The 19,076-nt window shown below is 66.9% G+C and carries 20 protein-coding genes and 1 pseudogene; 15 read left to right on the forward strand and 6 right to left on the reverse strand.

Going from position 1 to position 19,076, the window contains the following annotated elements:
- Positions 1 to 22: 22 nt before the first annotated feature.
- The 9 genes and pseudogenes from AC1DKQ_RS08160 to AC1DKQ_RS08200 all read left to right on the forward strand — a co-directional run bounded on the left by AC1DKQ_RS08160 (position 23) and on the right by AC1DKQ_RS08200 (position 8,901).
- Positions 23 to 838 (forward strand): bifunctional allantoicase/(S)-ureidoglycine aminohydrolase, encoded by an 816-nt coding sequence (locus tag AC1DKQ_RS08160; protein ID WP_476918666.1) that lies wholly within the window; start codon positions 23 to 25, stop codon positions 836 to 838.
- Positions 839 to 979: 141 nt separating this feature from the next.
- Complete coding sequence (locus tag AC1DKQ_RS08165) at positions 980 to 1,144, forward strand: hypothetical protein (protein WP_476918667.1); 165 nt, start codon at positions 980 to 982, stop codon at positions 1,142 to 1,144.
- Between the two features lie 297 nt (positions 1,145 to 1,441).
- A complete protein-coding gene (locus tag AC1DKQ_RS08170; RefSeq protein ID WP_476918668.1) occupies positions 1,442 to 2,242 on the forward strand; it encodes a hydroxypyruvate isomerase family protein in 801 nt (266 codons plus the stop codon).
- Between the two features lie 45 nt (positions 2,243 to 2,287).
- Positions 2,288 to 3,184: pseudogene (locus tag AC1DKQ_RS08175) on the forward strand (2-hydroxy-3-oxopropionate reductase); the annotation flags it as partial.
- A gap of 123 nt (positions 3,185 to 3,307) precedes the next feature.
- Positions 3,308 to 5,098, forward strand: coding sequence for a glyoxylate carboligase (gene gcl, locus AC1DKQ_RS08180; protein WP_476918669.1), 1,791 nt, complete (start codon positions 3,308 to 3,310; stop codon positions 5,096 to 5,098).
- 1 nt (position 5,099) lies between these two features.
- Positions 5,100 to 6,290: a glycerate kinase gene (locus AC1DKQ_RS08185; protein WP_476918670.1), complete on the forward strand. Its 1,191-nt coding sequence runs from the start codon at positions 5,100 to 5,102 to the stop codon at positions 6,288 to 6,290.
- Positions 6,283 to 7,626, forward strand: coding sequence for an allantoinase AllB (gene allB, locus AC1DKQ_RS08190; protein ID WP_476918671.1), 1,344 nt, complete (start codon positions 6,283 to 6,285; stop codon positions 7,624 to 7,626). The genes AC1DKQ_RS08185 and allB overlap by 8 nt, the downstream gene beginning before the upstream one ends.
- Entirely contained in the window at positions 7,623 to 8,324 is a 702-nt protein-coding gene (locus tag AC1DKQ_RS08195) for a winged helix-turn-helix domain-containing protein (RefSeq protein WP_476918672.1), read from the forward strand. Before allB ends, AC1DKQ_RS08195 begins: the two co-directional genes overlap by 4 nt.
- A gap of 43 nt (positions 8,325 to 8,367) precedes the next feature.
- Positions 8,368 to 8,901 (forward strand): peroxiredoxin, encoded by a 534-nt coding sequence (locus tag AC1DKQ_RS08200; protein ID WP_476918673.1) that lies wholly within the window; start codon positions 8,368 to 8,370, stop codon positions 8,899 to 8,901.
- Positions 8,902 to 9,019: 118 nt separating this feature from the next.
- Here the strand turns inward: AC1DKQ_RS08200 and AC1DKQ_RS08205 are convergent, their stop codons facing one another.
- Complete coding sequence (locus AC1DKQ_RS08205) at positions 9,020 to 9,979, reverse strand: serine hydrolase (protein ID WP_476918674.1); 960 nt, start codon at positions 9,977 to 9,979, stop codon at positions 9,020 to 9,022.
- Between the two features lie 183 nt (positions 9,980 to 10,162).
- Between AC1DKQ_RS08205 and bcp the strand changes: the two genes are divergently transcribed.
- On the forward strand, positions 10,163 to 10,642 hold the full coding sequence (gene bcp / locus AC1DKQ_RS08210) for a thioredoxin-dependent thiol peroxidase (RefSeq protein ID WP_476918675.1): 480 nt from the start codon (positions 10,163 to 10,165) through the stop codon (positions 10,640 to 10,642).
- Positions 10,643 to 10,747: 105 nt separating this feature from the next.
- Complete coding sequence (locus tag AC1DKQ_RS08215) at positions 10,748 to 11,182, forward strand: DUF6855 family protein (protein WP_377985765.1); 435 nt, start codon at positions 10,748 to 10,750, stop codon at positions 11,180 to 11,182.
- 1 nt (position 11,183) lies between these two features.
- Here AC1DKQ_RS08215 and AC1DKQ_RS08220 read toward each other — a convergent pair whose 3' ends face one another.
- On the reverse strand, positions 11,184 to 12,032 hold the full coding sequence (locus tag AC1DKQ_RS08220; protein WP_476918676.1) for a class I SAM-dependent methyltransferase: 849 nt from the start codon (positions 12,030 to 12,032) through the stop codon (positions 11,184 to 11,186).
- Positions 12,033 to 12,121: 89 nt separating this feature from the next.
- Here AC1DKQ_RS08220 and AC1DKQ_RS08225 point away from each other — a divergent pair, with 89 nt between their 5' ends.
- The 3 genes from AC1DKQ_RS08225 to purM all read left to right on the forward strand — a co-directional run bounded on the left by AC1DKQ_RS08225 (position 12,122) and on the right by purM (position 15,438).
- Positions 12,122 to 12,499, forward strand: a complete 378-nt coding sequence (locus AC1DKQ_RS08225) for a hypothetical protein (RefSeq protein WP_476918677.1) — start codon at positions 12,122 to 12,124, stop codon at positions 12,497 to 12,499.
- 90 nt (positions 12,500 to 12,589) lie between these two features.
- Positions 12,590 to 14,272 carry an amidophosphoribosyltransferase gene (purF, locus tag AC1DKQ_RS08230; protein ID WP_476918678.1) on the forward strand — a complete coding sequence of 561 codons (1,683 nt, stop codon included), beginning with the start codon at positions 12,590 to 12,592 and terminating at the stop codon, positions 14,270 to 14,272.
- Positions 14,269 to 15,438 (forward strand): phosphoribosylformylglycinamidine cyclo-ligase, encoded by a 1,170-nt coding sequence (purM, locus tag AC1DKQ_RS08235; RefSeq protein WP_476885399.1) that lies wholly within the window; start codon positions 14,269 to 14,271, stop codon positions 15,436 to 15,438. Before purF ends, purM begins: the two co-directional genes overlap by 4 nt.
- 84 nt (positions 15,439 to 15,522) lie before the next feature.
- On the opposite strand, the gene AC1DKQ_RS08240 is transcribed toward purM, so the two are convergent.
- The 3 genes from AC1DKQ_RS08240 to AC1DKQ_RS08250 all read right to left on the reverse strand — a co-directional run bounded on the left by AC1DKQ_RS08240 (position 15,523) and on the right by AC1DKQ_RS08250 (position 18,053).
- Positions 15,523 to 16,305 carry a VOC family protein gene (locus AC1DKQ_RS08240; protein ID WP_476918679.1) on the reverse strand — a complete coding sequence of 261 codons (783 nt, stop codon included), beginning with the start codon at positions 16,303 to 16,305 and terminating at the stop codon, positions 15,523 to 15,525.
- 300 nt (positions 16,306 to 16,605) lie between these two features.
- Positions 16,606 to 17,556, reverse strand: coding sequence for a hypothetical protein (locus tag AC1DKQ_RS08245; protein WP_476885401.1), 951 nt, complete (start codon positions 17,554 to 17,556; stop codon positions 16,606 to 16,608).
- Between the two features lie 11 nt (positions 17,557 to 17,567).
- Positions 17,568 to 18,053, reverse strand: a complete 486-nt coding sequence (locus tag AC1DKQ_RS08250; RefSeq protein WP_476885402.1) for a hypothetical protein — start codon at positions 18,051 to 18,053, stop codon at positions 17,568 to 17,570.
- 245 nt (positions 18,054 to 18,298) lie between these two features.
- Here AC1DKQ_RS08250 and AC1DKQ_RS08255 point away from each other — a divergent pair, with 245 nt between their 5' ends.
- Entirely contained in the window at positions 18,299 to 18,478 is a 180-nt protein-coding gene (locus tag AC1DKQ_RS08255; RefSeq protein WP_476885403.1) for a hypothetical protein, read from the forward strand.
- A gap of 227 nt (positions 18,479 to 18,705) precedes the next feature.
- Here the strand turns inward: AC1DKQ_RS08255 and AC1DKQ_RS08260 are convergent, their stop codons facing one another.
- Positions 18,706 to 18,939 (reverse strand): DUF3073 domain-containing protein, encoded by a 234-nt coding sequence (locus tag AC1DKQ_RS08260; RefSeq protein WP_018774150.1) that lies wholly within the window; start codon positions 18,937 to 18,939, stop codon positions 18,706 to 18,708.
- Positions 18,940 to 19,076 lie beyond the last annotated feature (137 nt).

The following is a 19,076-nucleotide window of genomic DNA, read 5'->3' on the forward strand; positions in this document are numbered from 1 at the left end:
CCCTTCTCAAAGGAGCGGACCCATGAGCAACTACTTTTCACCCGAAGGCGGCCTGCCGCCCCAGACCCAGCTCCTCACCGACCGCGCCGTGGTCAAAGAGGCCTACACGGTCATCCCGAAGGGGGTGCTGCGCGACATCGTCACGAGCAACCTTCCCGGCTGGACCAAGACACGCGCGTGGATCATCGCCCGGCCCATCGCCGGCTTCGCCACGACGTTCTCGCAACTGATCGTGGAAGTAGCGCCCGGCGGCGGCAGCGACAAGCCCGAGGCGGAGGCCGGCGTCGAGGGCGTCATCTTCCTCACCAAGGGAGAACTGACCCTGACCCTCGACGGCGAAATCCACCACCTTGAGACCGGCGGCTACGCCTACCTCGCCGCCGGCTCGGACTGGAAGGTCTCCAACGATGCTCCCTCGGAGGCTGCCAGTTTCCAGTGGATCCGGAAGGCCTATGAGCCGCTGGAAGGCTTCACGGCAAAATCGTTCGTGACCCGCGACCAGGACGTCGAGCCGCGGCCCATGCCGGACACCGACGGCGCCTGGGCCACCACCCGCTTCGTGGACCCGGACGACCTCGCCCACGACATGCACGTCAACATCGTCACGTTCCAGCCCGGCGGGTCCATCCCGTTCGCCGAAACCCATGTGATGGAACACGGGCTCTTCGTCCTGGAGGGCAAGGCCGTCTACCGCCTCAACGACGACTGGGTGGAAGTCGAGGCGGGCGACTTCATGTGGCTGCGCGCCTTCTGCCCGCAGGCCTGCTACGCCGGCGGGCCGGGCCCATTCCGCTACCTGCTCTACAAGGACGTCAACCGCCAGATCCGCCTCACGTAAGACCAATCCACGCCATGGAGTCCGCCCCGCAGGCCGGGGCGGACCCCTTCGTGGTTCCGGGCCATACGGCACTCCGGAGCCATCCGCGGTGCCAGAACCGTGACCCCTTGTGGCCCCCGCGAGGCTTGCTAGCCTGAGCGTGTGAAGTACGAATCCCTGTCGATCGGAATGCTCCTTGGTGCGGCCCTCGGCTTCGCCATCGGAGCCACCACCGTCGACCAGCCGTTCACGGGCCTGTTGATCGGCATTGGGCTCGGCGCCCTCGTCGGCCTGGCGGCCCGAAAGGACCCCCGCAAGGGCGGATAAATCTCCGGGCTGTTTCCCACACGCCCCGGACTGCCGCGCCCTGAAACGCCGGACCCGAAACACGGGATTCCCACGCGCCTCCCCCGCAGCCCACACCCCCGCGTTCACCCGTTACGCTTCCACGCACCCCTTGACTCCCCCGCCCTACCTTCCCTACACTTTTCATAAAGCAGAATCTTAATTCCACAAAGTGGAAATCAATACTGTGGAAATTATCACAGTGGAATTCATTCAGGAAAGGTAGCCGGGCAACGACGCCCGGGATCCAGCTCCCACCCAGACCGGAAAGAACCCGCCATGACGTATTCAGTGAACTGCTCCATCCTGCTGACCGAACTGCCCCTCCTCGAGCGCCCCGCCGCGGCGAAGGCTGCCGGCTTTGACGCCGTCGAGTTCTGGTGGCCGTTCGCAACATCAGTCCCCGGCGACGCCGAGATCACCCGCTTCGAACGGGCCATCATCGACGCCGGCGTGCAGCTCACGGGCCTGAACTTCAACGCCGGCGACATGCCCGGCGGCGACCGCGGCCTGGTCTCCTGGCCGGCACGCTCCACCGAATTCCAGGACAACATCGACGTCGTCGCCGGCATCGGTGAGCGCCTCGGCTGCAAGGCCTTCAACGCCCTCTACGGCAACCGCATCGCCGGCGAATCCGCGGAGCAGCAGGACGCCATTGGCGCGGAAAACCTTGCCACGGCGGCCGCCGGCGTCGCCCGCATCGGCGGCACGGTCCTTCTGGAACCCGTCAGCGGTGCCCCCAAGTACCCTCTGCTCAAGGCCCAGGACGCCCTCGACGTCATTGCCCGGGTCAAGCAGGAATCCGGCGCCGAGAACGTTAAGCTCCTCGCCGACTTCTACCACCTGGCGGTCAACGGCGACGACGTCGCCGCCGTCATCGAAAAGCACGCCAAGGACTTCGGCCACATCCAGATCGCCGACAACCCCGGCCGCGGGGCTCCCGGAACCGGGCAGCTTCCCCTCGGCGAATGGATCGCCCGCAGCCGCGCACTCGGCTACGAGGGACACATCGGCCTGGAATACAAGGAACCGGCCGCGACCGCGTTCAGCTGGGCCATCCGCCAGCGCGTCTCCCGGTAGCCAACACCTAAACAACACACCCGCGCTAAAACCGCATCCAAAGACTTCAGAAAGAGAACCACAATGAGCAACGTTGCAGTCATCGGGCTCGGAATCATGGGCCTGCCCATGGCCATCAACCTGGTCAAGGCCGGCCACACCGTCACCGGCTTCAACCGCAGCCAGGACAAGATCGACAAGCTCGTCTCCGAAGGTGGCACGGGTGCCACGAGCATCGCGGAGGCCGTCAGGGACGCCGACGTCGTCATCACCATGGTGCCGGACTCCCCTGATGTTGAGGGCGTAGTCAGCGGCAAGGACGGCGTCTTCGCCAACGCCAAGAAGGGCGCGCTGTGGATCGATGCCAGCAGCATCCGCCCGGATGTCGCCAAGTGCCTCGCCGATGACGCCCGCGCCGCCGGGATCCGCCCCCTCGACGCGCCGGTCTCCGGCGGCGAACAGGGCGCTATCGATGCGGCCCTGTCCATCATGGTGGGCGGCGAAACGGCAGATTTCGAGGACGCTCGGGATGTCCTTGACGCAGTGGGCAAGACCATCGTCCACGTCGGCCCCTCCGGCTCCGGCCAGACCGTCAAGGCAGCCAACCAGCTGATCGTCGCGGTCAATATCGAGGTCCTTGCGGAGGCCTTCGCCTTCCTTGAGGCTTACGGCGTGGACACGGACGCCGCCCTCAAGGTCCTCGGCGGCGGCCTGGCCGGCTCCAAGGTCGTGGACCAGAAGGGCCAGAAGATGCTCGACCGCAACTTCGATCCCGGCTTCCGCCTGGCCCTGCACCACAAGGACCTCGGCATCGTCACCTCCGCGGCCCGCGAGGCCAACGTCGCCGTCCCCCTCGGCGCCGTCGTCGCGCAACTCGTCGCCGCCACCGTCAACCAGGGCGACGGCGGCCTGGACCACTCCGGCCTCTTCAAGCAGGTCCTCCAGCTCAGCGGCCGCAGCTAGCCCCTACGCCGCGGGCCACCCGAATCCGGACCAGCCCCACCCACACACGCTCACATCCGCCGTCGTCCATCACGACGCCGGCACCTCAAGCACACCCAAAAACAGACTTTCAAGGAGCACACCATGACGAAGATGCGCACTGTAGACGCAGCCGTCGCCATCCTGGAGAAGGAGGGCGCCACCGAGGCGTTCGGCCTGCCAGGCGCGGCGATCAACCCGTTCTACTCGGCCATGAGGGCCCACGGCGGCATCCGCCACACCCTGGCCCGCCACGTCGAAGGCGCCAGCCACATGGCCGACGGGTACTCCCGGGCCAAGGACGGCAACGTCGGCATCTGCATCGGCACCTCCGGCCCCGCCGGCACGGACATGATCACCGGCCTGTACGCGGCGTGGGCCGATTCCATTCCGATGCTCTGCATCACCGGCCAGGCACCTGTTGCCAAGCTGCACAAGGAGGACTTCCAGGCCGTGGACATCGAGTCCATCGCCAAGCCCGTCACCAAGCTGGCCATGACCATCCTCGAACCGGGCCAGGTCCCCGGCGCCTTCCAGAAGGCCTTCCAGCTGATGCGCTCAGGCCGCCCGGGCCCGGTCCTGCTGGACCTGCCGATCGATGTGCAGATGGCCGAGATCGAATTCGACATCGACACCTACGAGCCACTGCCCGTGGAAAAGCCCAAGGCCAGCCGGAAGCAGCTGGACAAGGCACTGGCCATGCTCACCGCGGGCGGGCGCCCGGTGATCGTGGCCGGCGGCGGCATCATCAATGCCGGCGCCTCCGGGCAACTGGTGGAACTGGCTGAGCTGCTGAACGTCCCGGTGATCCCCACCCTGATGGGCTGGGGCGCCATCCCTGATGACCACGAACTCATGGCCGGCATGGTGGGCCTGCAGACCAGCCACCGCTACGGCAACGAGAACTTCCTGCGCAGCGACTTCGTGATCGGGATCGGCAACCGCTGGGCCAACCGCCACACCGGCGGGCTGGACACCTACACCGCCGGGCGCACGTTCGTGCACATCGACATCGAGCCCACCCAGATTGGCCGCGTATTTTCCCCGGACTTCGGCATTGCCTCCGACGCCGGGGCCGCCTTGGACGGGCTGCTGGAACTGGCCCGGGAACGCCGCGCCGCCGGGTCATTGCCGGACTACAGCGCCTGGGTTACCGAATGCTCCGAACGCAAAGCCACCCTGCACCGCAAAACCCACTTCGACAACGTGCCGATCAAGCCCCAGCGCGTGTACGAGGAGATGAACAAGGCATTCGGCAAGGACACCACCTACGTGTCCACCATCGGACTGTCGCAGATCGCCGGTGCCCAGATGCTGCACGTTTTCGGCCCCCGCAAGTGGATCAACGCCGGACAGGCAGGCCCCCTGGGCTGGACGGCCCCCGCGGCGCTGGGCGTGGTTCGCGGCAAGCCGGACCAGACCGTTGTTGCCCTGTCAGGTGACTACGACTTCCAGTTCATGATCGAAGAACTGGCCGTGGGCGCACAGTTCAACCTGCCGTACATCCACGTCGTGGTCAACAACTCCTACCTGGGGCTGATCCGCCAGTCCCAGCGCGGGTTCAACATGGAACAAAACGTGTCCTTGGCGTTCGAGAACATCAACTCCACCGAACTCTCCGAAACCGCCAGAGGCTACGGAGTGGACCACATCAAAGTGGCAGAGGGCCTGGGCTGCAAAGCCATCCGGGTGGAAACCCCTGAGGACCTGCCGGCCGCGTTCGACAAGGCCATGGCCCTCATGGGCGAGTTCCAGGTTCCCGTCGTGGTCGAAGTGATCCTGGAGAAGATCACCAACATCTCCATGGGCACCGAGATCAACGCCGTCAACGAGTTCGAGGCCCTGGCCGAGACCGCCGAAGACGCCCCGACCGCCATCCTGGCCCTGCAGGCCTGAGATGCGGGTGGTCATTGCGCCGGACAAGTTCAAAGGCTCGCTCTCGGCCCCGGACGTCGCCCGGCACCTTGAAACGGGGCTCCAGAGGGCATGCGGAGGCAACCTGGAGGTACTGCGGATTCCCGTGGCCGACGGCGGCGAGGGCACCCTCGATGCCGCCGTCGGCTCCGGCTTCACCCGCCGCAGCGCCGTCGTCAGCGGCCCCACCGGCGCCCCGCTCCGAGCAGAGTTCGCGGTCCGCGGCCGCGCGGCGGTCATTGAGATGGCCGCCGCGTCCGGCCTCGCCGTCCTGCCGGACGGCGTCAAGGACGCCAAAGGCGCCACCAGCCTTGGCACCGGGGAACTGATCCGGGCAGCGCTCGACGCCGGGTGCCGGCAGATCATTCTGGGCGTCGGCGGCAGCGCCAACACCGACGGCGGAGCCGGGCTCCTGCAGGGACTCGGCGCCAGATTCCTCGACGCCGACGGTGGTGTTCTGCCGCCCGGCGGCGCGGCCCTCGCCCGGCTGGCCTGGATCGACTTCTCCGGGTTCGATTCCCGCCTGGACGGGGCACGTTTCGTGCTCGCCAGCGACGTGGACAACCCGCTGCTCGGCGCCCAGGGTGCCGCGGCGATCTTCGGCCCGCAGAAGGGCGCTACGCCTGAGGACGTAGCGGTCCTCGACGCCGCACTGGCCCACTTTGCAGACGTGCTCGGGGCCGAAATCGGGCCGCGCGCAGGGAAGGCCACCGCGGCTCCGGGCGCCGGGGCAGCCGGCGGCGTGGGCTATGCCGCGATCGCGGTTCTGGCTGCGACCCGCCGGCCGGGCATCGACGTGGTCCTTGAATTCACCGGGCTGGCGGAGCGGCTGGCCGGCGCGGACCTGGTGATCACGGGCGAAGGCAGCCTCGACGAGCAGAGCCTGCTGGGCAAGACGCCCATGGGCGTTGCAAGGGCGGCTGCGCGGGCCGGCGTGCCGGTGGTGGCCGTCTGCGGCCGTACCACGCTGACGCGGGAACAGCAGGAGGATTCCGGATTCCGGCAGGTCTACCCGCTGACATCGCTGGAGGCCAATGTAGAAATATGTATAGCCGAACCAAGACCCCTGCTTGAGCAACTGGGAAAGCAAATCGGCGCGGAACTGCCGGGCCTGGTCCCCGCCAGCATTGCGCCGGGGAACAGTGCCCGCACAAAGGAGACCCTCAATGTCTGAAGACAGCTTTGACCTCGTCATCCGGGGCCGGCGCATTCTCACCACCGCTGGCCTCGCAGCCCGCGAGGTCGGTGTGCGCGGCGGGAAGATCGTCGCCATCGAGCCGCTCGGCAACGGACTTGCCGGCACGGAGGTGATCGAGCTCGCCGACGACGAAACCCTCCTGCCCGGCCTCGTGGACACCCACGTGCACGTCAACGAGCCCGGACGCACCGAGTGGGAGGGCTTCGCGTCCGCCACCCGGGCGGCCGCGGCCGGCGGCGTCACCACCATCATCGACATGCCGCTGAATTCCATTCCGCCCACCACCACGGTGGAGGGCTTGAAGCTCAAGCGCGAGGTGGCCGAGGACCAGGCGTTCGTGGACGTGGGCTTCTGGGGCGGAGCCGTCCCCGGCAACAAGCACGAACTGCGGCCGCTGCACGACGAGGGCGTCTTCGGCTTCAAATGCTTCCTGCTGCACTCCGGTGTGGACGAGTTCCCGCACCTGGAAGCGGACGAGATGGAAGAGGACATGGCCGAGCTGAAGTCCTTCGACTCGCTCATGATCGTCCATGCAGAGGACTCCCACGCGATCGACCACGCACCCCACCCGGGCGGCGACCACTACTCCACGTTCCTGGCGTCCCGCCCCCGCGGCGCCGAGAACAAGGCCATCGCCGAGGTCATTGAACGGGCCCGCTGGACCGGCGCCCGCGCCCACATCCTGCACCTGTCCTCCTCCGACGCGCTCCCCATGATCGCCACCGCCAAGCGCGACGGCGTCCACCTCACCGTCGAAACGTGCCCGCACTACCTGACGCTGACGGCCGAGGAAATCCCGGACGGCGCAACGGCCTACAAGTGCTGCCCGCCGATCCGCGAAGCCTCCAACCGCGAACTGCTGTGGGCAGGCCTGCAGGACGGCACCATCGACTGCATCGTCTCGGACCACTCGCCCTCCACCCTGGATTTGAAAGACCTGGAAAACGGCGACTTCGCCGTGGCCTGGGGCGGTGTCTCCTCGCTGCAGCTGGGCCTGTCACTGATCTGGACCGAGGCCCGGCACCGCGGCATCTCCCTGGAGCAGGTGGTTTCCTGGATGGCCGAGAAGCCGGCAGCCCTGGCACGCATCTCAACCAAGGGCCAGCTCGCGCTGGGGTACGACGCCGACTTCGCCGTCTTTGCGCCCGACGAAGCCTTCGTGGTGGATGTGTCCAAGCTCAAGCACAAGAACCCCATCACGCCCTACGACGGCAAGGCGCTCTCGGGTGTGGTCCGGAAAACATTCCTGCGCGGCAGCTTGATCGATGGCCAGACCCCCGGCGGAAAGCTCATCCGCCGCGGCGGAGTATGAGCCAGGCGGCCGTGGCCGGTGCCGGACACAACGTGCACGGAAGGGCCCGGCAAGCCAGCCGCGGCCAGGCCCTTCCCGCACGGGCCCGGCACGCCGCCCTCACCGCGAAGGGTCTGGCCGTCTGGGTCACCCTGCCGGAAGCCACCGACTGTGACCCGGCCATTCTGGCTCGCGCGGCCGAGCTCGTGCTCGCCCGCGCCCTCAGATGTGCCCCGGAGGCGGAAGTCCACTTTAGGCCCGCCGCCGGAGCCGCAACGTCCGCCGTCGTCCGGTCCCCGGAAGACAGCACCCCCGCGGGAACCGCACCAGAGGTTCCTGCAGGGGACACCCCCGGCGACGACGGTGGGGCGGGTCCGGCGCCCGCCCCCGGCAGCATCAGCCGGCTCGCCGTCGACCTCGCGGCCGGGGACGCCAAGCTCGACGGCGAGCCGGTGCCCCTGACGGAGCTGGAGTTCACCCTCCTAAGATGCCTCGTGCAGAACTGCTCCCGCACGGTCAGCCGGCAGGAGCTGCAGCATTGCCTCGATGCATTCGACACCCCGGGTGCGGCAACACGGTCCATCGACGTGTACGTCGGCCGGTTACGCCGGAAACTCAAAGGCTGCCGGCACGCCGTCGTCACCGTCCGCAGCGGCGGCTATCGCTTCGTCCCCGGACCACAGGCGACGGTGCGCGGACCGGCGGAATACAGCATCTGAGTTCCCTCCCGCAACTATCCCGACCCCCGATCAAAGGAACCGCATGCAGTCCACAACTGCCACCAAACTGCACAGCACCACCAGACTGCACAGGACGACCAAACTCAACAGCACCACCAGACTGCACAGTGGGACTCCTGCACCCGGATTCACGCTGTCCGACGCTGCGGGCCACCGGATTTCCCTGACCGATTTCCGCGGCAAGAGCGTCATTGTCTATTTCTACCCCCGCGCTGCCACCCCCGGCTGCACCACCGAGGCCTGCGACTTCCGCGACAGCCTTGCGGCCCTCCAGGACGCGGGCTTCGCGGTGCTGGGTATCTCACCTGACGCACCGGAGGCCCTGTCCGCCTTCGCCGCGGAACATGCACTCACGTTCCCGCTGCTCGCCGACGAGGACCACGCCACGGCGCTGGCGTACGGGGCGTGGGGTGAGAAGCTGGTGGACGGCGAAGTCCGCGAAGGAACCGTCCGCTCCACCGTGGTAGTCGGCCCCGACGGGAATGTGGTCCTGGCGCAGTACCAGGTCAGTGCGCAGGGCCACGTCCGGGCGCTGCGGGAGACGCTCGGCATCTAGGGGGCCGGCCGGCTGGTCCGCGCAGCTTTGGGATTTCCGCGCGGCCTTGGGGCAACGGATCCGCGGTGCGGGCGTCCGATTCCGCCGCGGTTATCCGGAAACGCCTCGCTAGAACTCGCTAAAAGAGGACGCCCGCCACCGCCTGCGTCACCTGATGAATCACCTCGGTGCGTTCCGGATCGTCGCTCAGGCCCTGGCCCTTGGTGTAGATGACCAGGGCGTAGGCGGCGTCGCCTTGCGTGAGGATGGCGGCGTCGTGCAGTTCACCGCCCAGGAGCCCGTACTTGTGGAAGACCGTGATCCCTGCCGGCACTGCTGCGGGAATGAGCGTTTCGTAGTTGGTGTCCTGCATATAGGACAGCAGCTGGGCGGTGTTCCCGGCATTCAGCAGCGTCCCGGAGTAGAGGCGGGAGACGATCGTCGCCATTTCCGCTGGGGTCAGCGTGTTGGTTGTCGGGTCATAGCTCACGCCCAGCGAGGCCGCGTACTCCGTCAGTTCCTCGTGGCCCACGGCATTCATGATCAGCGACCACGAGTCGTTGTCACTCTGCTGGATCATCTCCCGGAGCTGGAATCCGGCGGTGTAGCTGCCTAAGGGGTCATCGAGGGTGGCCGCTCCGGTTTCTACCAGGTGGTAGTAGGCCGCCGCGGCCAGGACTTTGGCGGTGCTCGCGGCCACGAACTTATCCCGGACCCCATATTCGTTGACGTCCGCGGAGCCGGCGTCCTGGGAGAGGTCGACCACCGCCACGCCGATCTGGTATTGGCTGTTGGCATCGAGAATCGCCTGGATGCGCGCGCCCAGTGCCGCGTCGACTTTTCGGGCAGCCGGGGCGGCCGCCTCGGGGCTGGATGAGGGCGAGGCACTGGCCTCCCCAGTCGTCGCGGCAGACGTCGTCGTGAGATCTGCCGCCGTCGAGCGGTCCGCGAAGGAATAGATGCCTAGGGCCAGTACGAGGGCCAGCACCGCGGCACAGACCACCTGAATCCGGGCCCGGAACCGGGCAGGCGTTGGCTGCCGTCCCGTGGCCGTGCGCCGGGATCCGAAACGTGGCTGTCGTGGAGTTTGCTGTTCCATAATGGCTCCAAGTTAAGCACGGCAGCTATGCGGCACCTATGAATGAGCTGTCAGGGCCGGAGCCTGGCAGGCATGCCGGCCGGGTCCTTGATAGTCTCAGGCGGCGGTATACGGCACCGGAATACAGCCCCGGGCCACGATGTTGTGCATCACAGACCCGTTGTCCACTCCCGAAGGATCACCATGAGCGCAAACATGACCGTCAAGCTTCAGCCCGGCACACCGGCCCCGGATTTCACGCTGCCGGACGCCGAAGGCAAGCCGGTTGCCCTCGCCGATTACCGCGGAAAGAACGTCATTGTGTACTTCTACCCGCAGGCCGCCACCCCGGGCTGCACCACCGAGGCCTGCGACTTCCGCGACAACCTCGCGTCCCTGCAGGGCTCAGGCTACGAAGTCCTGGGCATCTCCCCCGACGCCCCCGAAGCCCTGGCCCACTTCACCGGCGATTTCGCACTGACCTTCCCGCTCCTTGCCGACGAGGACCACGCCGTCGCCCTGGCCTACGGCGCCTGGGGCGAGAAGCTGGTCCAGGGCGAGGTCACGGAGGGCATCGTCCGCTCCACCGTGGTCCTGGACCCCGAGGGCAAGGTGAAGCTGGCGCAGTACCAGGTCAAGGCCCAGGGCCACGTGGCGGCGCTGAAGGAAGCGCTGGGCGCCTAACAGGGCACGGCTCTCTCCCCGCCGCCGGCCTCGCCGCGCGCCGGATGGCTCGGTAGGCTCGGTCCATCGGCGCCGGGCATCCGGCCGGACAGAAGGCGGTACAGCGTGGCGAACGGCACCAAGCAGGATCCCTGGCAGCTCAAGACGGCCCCGGGCACTTCGGAGTATTCGATGTACCGCGACGAGGAGTCCGATCCCCCGGCGCTGGTGTGCCAGGTCGGTTCCACCACCCTCAAATACCACCTCCGGGCGCTGGATGACCTGCACCTGTGGCTGATGGAGAAGGTGGACTGGGTTCCGCTGGGCGCCGCCGACGAAAACAAGCCGGCAGCGGAGGGGTCAGTGGAAGCCTGGGGCCGCGACCCGGAAAACCCCGTGGGCGGGTGGTACGGGTTGCGCAAAGGCTACCGGGGACGGTTCGGGATGTACCTGCCGCCCCTGCTCGAAGCCTTGGGCCTCGTGGAACTGACCCACGACAAACGCAATAACAGCGTGCGTGCGATCATCGCGGACGCGTCCGGACCGGCGTCGCCCGCCTGAGCTACACCTTGGTCCCCGCCACCACCGTAGCGGTGGACCGGAGCCGGATCGCGTCGTCGTGCTCATAGCGGCCCAGCAGCGCGAACACGTCCTGGCGGATCAGGTCCCGCGACGCCTCGTCCGCCTTGGCCAGGCCCATCGCCACTGTGGTCGCGATGTCAGTCATGAACTCCCAGTAGCTCTCGGGAGAGTCGTGCACCTGATCGGTGCTGACCTGGCGCTCGGTCACCTCTGCCAGCCCGGCGTCCTTGAACATCCGGGTCATGAAACCGGTTGGTGCGCAGCGGAACAGCCCGGGAGTGCCCGCCGGCGGAATGGGCAGTTCCCGGTGCCGGGCGATCGTGCCCAGGATCAGGCTGGCCCAGGGGTTGGCCGCAGCGCGCCCCCAGACGACGACGCCAACGCGGGCACCCGGCTTGGCGGTGCGTGCCATCTCCGCCATGGCCGCGGACATCACCGGAAAAAACATCAGGCCGAAGCTGCAGTACACGGCGTCGAACGTGCTGTCCGCGAAGGGCATAGCGGCAGCGTCGCACACCTCAAAGTCCACGTTGGTCAGGCCCCGGGCCGATGCCTTCTCCTCGGCCACGCGGAGCATCCCCGCCGAGATATCGGCCAGGACCACGCTGCCCTCCGGCACTCTCTCGGCCACCCTGAGACCGGGTTCCCCCGAGCCCGCCGCGACATCCAGCACCCGGGAGTCGGGGCGCAGCGGCAGCTGTTTGAGGAGTGCGTCCCCGAACGGCGCCTGCCAGCCGACCAGTTCAGCGTCCCACTTGTGCCAGCCCGCCGAGAACTCATCCCAGATCATGCGCTGCTCGTCGCGAATGCGGGCGGCTGAGGCTAACATGGCGGTTCCTTAGCTCGTCTGTACGTAGCCCTAGTCTGCTCCGGGAACCGGGCCTCGGCAATGAGTCCAAGGGCAGTAGGCTTAATGGCATGTCTTCCCACGAAACCCCCGGCACAGCAGGCAACGACCCCCACCGGGAGCCTGCCCCGGGCAACGTTCCGGGCAAAGTTTCCGGCAGTGTTCCGGAGCGCCGCGAGGTGACCGTTCGCCGGGCACCGAAATATGTGCCCTTCCTGATCCTGGGCGGACTGGTGGGCGTGGCCGTCGCGGCCCTCATCGCCTACGCCCTTCCCGGCGACGAGGGCTATGACGCCAGCTCGGTGTTCGGCTTCTTCATGGTCCTTTGCGCGGCCGGCGGCGTCATCCTGGGTGCCTTGGTCGCGCTGGTCCTGGACCGCATGAGCGTCCGCCGCGCCGAGCGCGCCGTCGTCGAGTCCGCACCGGACGCCGACGACGACCGCGCCTGAACCGCGCCTCAACCCCGCCCCCTGCGGCGGCGGCAGGTCATAAACCGGCCGCCGGACAAGTCTTAGCGCACATCGTGAGATAATCGACCAGTGGCACGCGGCGATGGAAAACTTTCTCATGATCTTCTCCCTGGCGAAAAAGGCCCTCAGGACGCATGCGGCGTCTTCGGGGTCTGGGCACCCGGTGAAGAAGTAGCAAAACTCACCTACTACGGGCTGTATGCACTGCAGCACCGCGGCCAGGAGTCGGCTGGAATTGCAACCAGCGACGGCAAGCGGATTAACGTCTACAAGGACATGGGCCTCGTTTCCCAGGTCTTCGACGAGACGACCCTGAACACCCTGACCGGGCACCTGGCCGTCGGCCACTGCCGCTATTCCACTACGGGTGCGAGCCACTGGGCCAACGCCCAGCCCACCTTGGGCGCGACCACCACGGGTACCGTGGCCCTCGCCCACAACGGCAACCTGACCAACACGGCCGAGCTCAAGGCAATGATCGAGGACCGCAACGGCGGAAACCTCAGCGGCGAGATGAAACAGGGCAACACCTCGGACACGGCCCTGGTCACCGCACTCCTGGAGGGCGAAGAGGGCAAGTCCCTTGAGCAGACCGCCATGGAGCTGCTGCCCAAGATCAAGGGCGGCTTCTGCTTCGTCTTCATGGATGAGGGCACCCTCTACGCGGCCCGGGACACCTACGGCATCCGCCCGCTCTGCCTGGGCCGGCTGGAACGCGGCTGGGTGGTGGCTTCGGAGCAGTCCGCCCTCGCCACCGTCGGCGCCAGCTTCATCCGCGAAATCGAACCCGGCGAGTTCATCGCGATCGACGAGGACGGCGTCCGCTCGCAGCGCTTCGCCGAGGCGACGCCGGCCGGCTGCGTCTTCGAATACGTTTACCTCGCCCGCCCGGACGCCTCCATCGCGGGGCGCTCGGTCTACGAATCCCGCGTGGAAATGGGCCGCCAGCTGGCCCGCGAAAACACCCAGGACGCGGACATCGTCATCCCGGTGCCGGAATCGGGCACCCCCGCGGCCGTGGGCTACGCCGAGGAATCCGGCATCCCCTTCGCGCACGGCTTCGTCAAGAACTCCTACGTGGGCCGCACGTTCATCCAGCCCTCGCAGACGCTGCGCCAGCTCGGCATCCGGCTCAAGCTCAACGCCCTCGAATCCGTGATCCGCGGCAAGCGTGTTGTGGTGGTGGATGACTCGATCGTCCGCGGCAACACCCAGCGCGCCATCGTGCGGATGCTCCGGGAAGCCGGCGCCGCAAGCGTCCACATCAAGATTTCCTCCCCGCCGGTCAAGTGGCCCTGCTTCTACGGCATCGACTTCGCCTCCCGCGCGGAACTGATCGCCAACGGCGCCACCATCGATGAAATCACCCAGGCAATCGGCGCCGACTCGCTCGCCTACATTTCCGAAGACGGCATGATCGACGCCACCCGGCAGCCGCGTGAGCGTCTTTGCACCGCCTGCTTCACCGGCAAGTACCCGATCGAGCTGCCCGGCGCGGACAAGCTCGGCAAGAACCTGCTCGAGCGCACGGACCTCGGCGGGCTGCCGTCAACCCCCGCTCCGGCCTCCGCCGGCACGGCGTCCGCGGCTGCGGCATCGGAGTCCGACGCCGAACCGGGCACCGCGATCTCGGACGATCCCGCCGAGAAGGCCGGTGCCACCGGGTGCGATCCAGGGCCGGACTCCGAATTCGAAGAACTGCTCACCGATGCCGACCGCGTCACCACAGCCGACAAGAAAGAGCCAGTATGACTTCCGCCTCCCCGGCCGCTGACATGAACGCCGCCCAGAACACCGGCATCACCTACGCCTCCGCAGGCGTCGACGTCGAAGCGGGAGACCGCGCCGTCGAACTCATGAAGGGCGCCGTCAAGGCAACCCACAACGCCTCGGTGATCGGCGGCGTCGGCGGGTTCGCCGGCCTCTATGACGTCTCCCGGCTGCTCACCTACAAGCGCCCGTTGCTGGCCACCTCCACCGACGGCGTCGGCACCAAGGTGGCAATCGCCCAGGCCATGGACATCCACGACACCATCGGCTTCGACCTCGTCGGCATGGTTGTGGACGACATCGTCGTCGTGGGCGCCGAGCCGCTCTACATGACCGACTACATCGCCTGCGGCAAGGTGGTCCCGGAGCGGATCGCCGACATTGTCCGCGGCATCGCGGCCGCCTGCTCGGTCGCCGGCACCGCCTTGGTGGGCGGCGAAACCGCCGAGCACCCGGGCCTCCTCGGCGAGCATGAGTACGACGTCGCCGGCGCCGCCACCGGTGTTGTCGAGGCCGACGCGCTGCTCGGCCCGGACCGTGTCCGCGCCGGCGACGTGGTGATCGGCATGGCCTCCTCCGGCCTGCACTCCAACGGCTACTCGCTGGTCCGCCGCGTCATCAACCACGCCGGCTGGGCCCTGGACCGCCAGGTCTCCGAACTCGGCCGCACCCTGGGCGAGGAGCTCCTCGAGCCCACCCGGGTCTACGCCGCTGACTGCCTGGACCTGGCCCGCACTTTCCCGGTCAACGGCTCAGCAGCCGGCAGGGCGGTGCACGGCTTCAGCCACGTGACCGGCGGCGGCCTCGCGGCCAACCTCGCCCGGGTCCTCCCGCAGGGCCTGCTGGCCACCGTGGACCGCTCCACCTGGGAACTCCCGGCTATCTTCAAGCTGGTGGCCGAGCTCGGCAACGTCCCGCTGGCCGATCTGGAGCGCACCCTGAACCTGGGCGTGGGCATGGTCGCCATCGTTTCGCCGGAAGCGGCCGACGCCGCCGTCAACCGGCTCAACGACCGCGGCCTGCCGTCCTGGATCATGGGCACCGTCAACGAGAACTCCGACTCGGTCATCAAGACGGGTCCGGACTACGTCCAGGGCGCGAAGGGCGTCGACGGCGGCGCCGTCCGGCTGGTCAACGCCTACGCCTAAGGGTTCCTAACCCCCATCGAGTGCTCCATAACTGCCGTTTTGAGACCTGAAAACGGCAGTTGTGGAGCACTCGATGGTTAAGGCCTAGACCTCCAGCAGGCTGAAGACGCCGCCCTGCGGGTCCTTGAGCGTGGCGATCGTGCCGGCTTCCTCGACCTCGTCCGGTTCGATCAGTACGACACCGCCCGCGGCCACCGCTGCCTGCACCGCCTTCGCGACATCGGAGACGCCGAAATAGACCTGCCATCCCGGCTCGAGGGTGCCCTGCGCGTCGCCGGGAACCCGGGCGATGCCGGCCACCTCGGTGCCGCCCACCATGAGCGTGGTGTACGTGCCGCCGTCGTCCTGGGGGTATTCCGTCACCTCGTGCCCGAAGAGCTGCTGGAAGAAGCCGACGGCGGCCTGCGGCTCCGGCGTCAGCAGCTCGGCCCAGGCCAAAGTACCCGGTTCCTGGCTCCGGCCGGCTCCGAAATGGCTGCCCGCCTGCCAGGCCCCTGTGGTTCCGCCGCCGGGCGGGGCGAAGAAGACCATGACGCCGGTGTCTCCGATCGCCTCGGGGCCGAATTCAAGGTTTCCCGGGGAATGGGCCAGTTCGCCAGCCAGATCCCCGGCGTCCTCGACCGCGAAATATACGTTCCACCGGCCCGGTTCGCCCGCGGCTTCCTGCTCGGCGTTCTGCGGCGCGAGCACCGTGACCAAGGCATCGCCGAGGAAGGCTTTGGCGTAACTCCGCCCGTCCGGGGTGGGCAGGTCCTCGTACCGCCAGCCGAAAACCTCCGCGTAGAAGGCCTTGGCTGCCTCCACATCGCTGGTCTGGAGGTCCGTCCAGCAGAGCTCACCCTCAGCGAATCCTGTGCGCATGGTCATGGCAGTCCTTCCGGGCATCTGGGTCGCATCCGGGAAAATCCGGCACCAACAACCTAGCCCGGGGCCCCGCCGGTGACAACTGCGCCGGCGAAACCATGGCGCACCAAGGGAAACGACGGGCGGTTCGGAGCAGTTCGATCATGGCATGGCTTCGTTCGTGCTCGAAGCCGCTGGCGATGATCTCGTAGATGACGATGCCGGTGTCGTAGGATCGCGCTTCATCAGCCGGGCTTTCATCTCCTGTCGTCGCCAGGGTCCTCGCTGTGGCGGGGATGGCGAGCCTTCTGTAGCTGCCGCAGGTTATGCCCGGGCAGGGGAGATATGGAGTTTTGCTTCGACGGAGAGCAGGTAGCTGCGCTCCTCCGCGGTCAGGAAGGTCGCCGAAGTGTCGGCGGCGAGGTCAGCGTCCCAGATTTCGACAATCATCCGGTGCAGCCTGTCCTGTACCGGCGCCTGGGGGTCGGCCTCAAGGGTCCGGTCAAGAGAAGTGCTCCGCAGCGCTTTGGCCCAGATGGACTCCACGCGTGCGAGGGTTTCGGTGTTCCAGCGGTGCAGGCTTCTGCGGGCAGCCCTGCCGGCAACCGCCGGAATCGTGAGTCCGGCGCCGGCCAGGACGGTCGCGACCAGTTCCAGCTGATGGTATGGGAAATCAGGCCTGACCAGTATGGCCAGAAACGTCAGGTGTCGGGCCAGCAGGGAGAGGCACATCTCGGCCATCACCAGGAAACCCATGATGCAGCCTGCGCCCAGCATGGAGAAACCGACACGGAATGAGCGGCTCATACGCGGAACGTAGCGGAAGCAGATCACGGCAATTTCCGCGCTCATCGAACAGATAAAGAGGGTGAGCATCAGTGAGAACAGGAGAGCCGGGAAGCGGTCCTCATAGATGCCCCAGGCGGGGGTCGTGATGGTGGGTCCGGTGAGAAGGAAGAACGCGGTTTGCAGGGTCAGCGTGAGCGTCAGAGGCAGGGTGCGTGTCCACCAGGACCGGCGACCGCCGGCTTCCGGGGCGATAGCGGCGTATGCAGCGAGGCGCAGATACCAGAGAGAGATGATCATCAGGGAGTTCAGGACCAGTTTGACCAGGTTCATCCCGCCCAAGGCCGTGTCGACGGGAACGTAGACAGCCGGGGACATGAGCAAAGAGCCGACGGCCCCGAACACGGCACAGGAGAACACCAGGTCGGTCCTGTTGCGAAGCAGGGCGGGAATGCGGGCCCCGGCCAACAGGAACAGTGCCGCTGCCATGAGGAACTGCATCATCCGAAGACCGCCCCGAAGTTGCCGGGCTGCGCGTCAGGCCGCTGGCCGGAGCGGCGGATACGGGACGCAAGCCGGTCCGCAAGGAGCTCAGCTGTCACCTCGAGCTCGTCGAACAAGTCGGTACGCTTCAGCGCCGAGACGACGCGCTCCGGATCGAGGTCCGGGAAGAAGGCTTTGGCGTAGTCGTGCGAAAGGTCCTCTTGCTCGTGGCGGAGGACCATGTGGGCAAACTCGTGCAGAACGATCTGCTGTCGGTAGACCTCCGAGGCGGTCTTGGCATGGAAGATGAGGTCCACTGTGTCCAGACCGAACCACAGACCGCAGACCTTGTCCGTCGGGGTGTTGTCCATGGGCTTGATGACAATCCTGCGTCCCCTGGCTGCTTCCAGATGCGCCTGGATGGAACGCATTGAGACCGGCTCAGGCAACTGCAGGCTTTCTTCCGCGGCCTGCGCCTGCTCTCGGGCGACTCTGTAGTCCATGGGCTGCGGGTCCTCCGGATAATCCAATGTGGGCCGGAGATAAACCTACTCCAAAGCAGGACTGTATCAGCGCTGCTCAGCGCCTTGCGTGCCAACCGGCGTGACGCGCCCCTCCGCCAGTTACTCGAGGGCGAGTTAGCCGCCAAGACCGGGAAAACTGTCATCCCCGAATCAATAATCTGAGGCCGTTTACATGCAGATTCCTCCGGTCGTAGGCTTTCTGCCACCTGAATCTGGAGGTCGAAGTGACTACTGCAATTACCGGGATCGGTAACAGCGGCTTCACGACGACGCTGCCGGAGGGCGAATCAGCAGCCTCGATCCTGGCAGATTTGCTCCCTGCCGGCGCGCATTTCGTGAAGGCCTTCGGCACGCTGGCGGGCGGTCGGCTCTTGAACGCCAACGAGGCACGTGCCGTCCCCTAGCAGCGTTAGCCGGTCCCGCGGACGCCGGGCGTGTGGTTTGCTCCGTTCCGGGTATTGCCGAGCGGATCACTTGCCGGGCTGCGGCGCAGGCAAGGTTGGAAACGCTCGGGTACAAGAAAGGCCGCCGGCCACGCCTGAAAACAGGGGTGGCCGGCGGCCTGAAAATCTTTGGCAGGCACCGCAGTGCCGGAAGGATCCCCCGGAGAAAACTGCCGGGGAAGCGTCGACTAACCTATACGACGGGAATCAACCTCGTCGTCGTCGTCTTCCACATCGTCCGCGTACTTATCCACATACGCTGAATAATCCGGCTCGACCGGGTCATCCGCGAAGTGGCTCGTGGCACGACTTCCCGGGCCCGTGAGCTCGCGCTGAAGGGCCGAATAGTCAGTGTTCGGGGAGTAGTACTTGATGTCCCGAGCCTGCTTGGTAGCTTTTGCCTTTTGACGGCCGCGCCCCATGGCGTGACCCCCTTTTGTACTTGGACCGGAGGTGGTCACCTTTGGCGATCGGTGAGGCCCCGGAATGTTTGGTCAATTTGTCGTACACCTAGATTACATGCTTTCGGCGTCAACTGCTCGCCGGCCTGCCCCCTGTG

The sequence above is a fragment of the Arthrobacter sp. 05L421 genome, assembly GCF_056397785.1.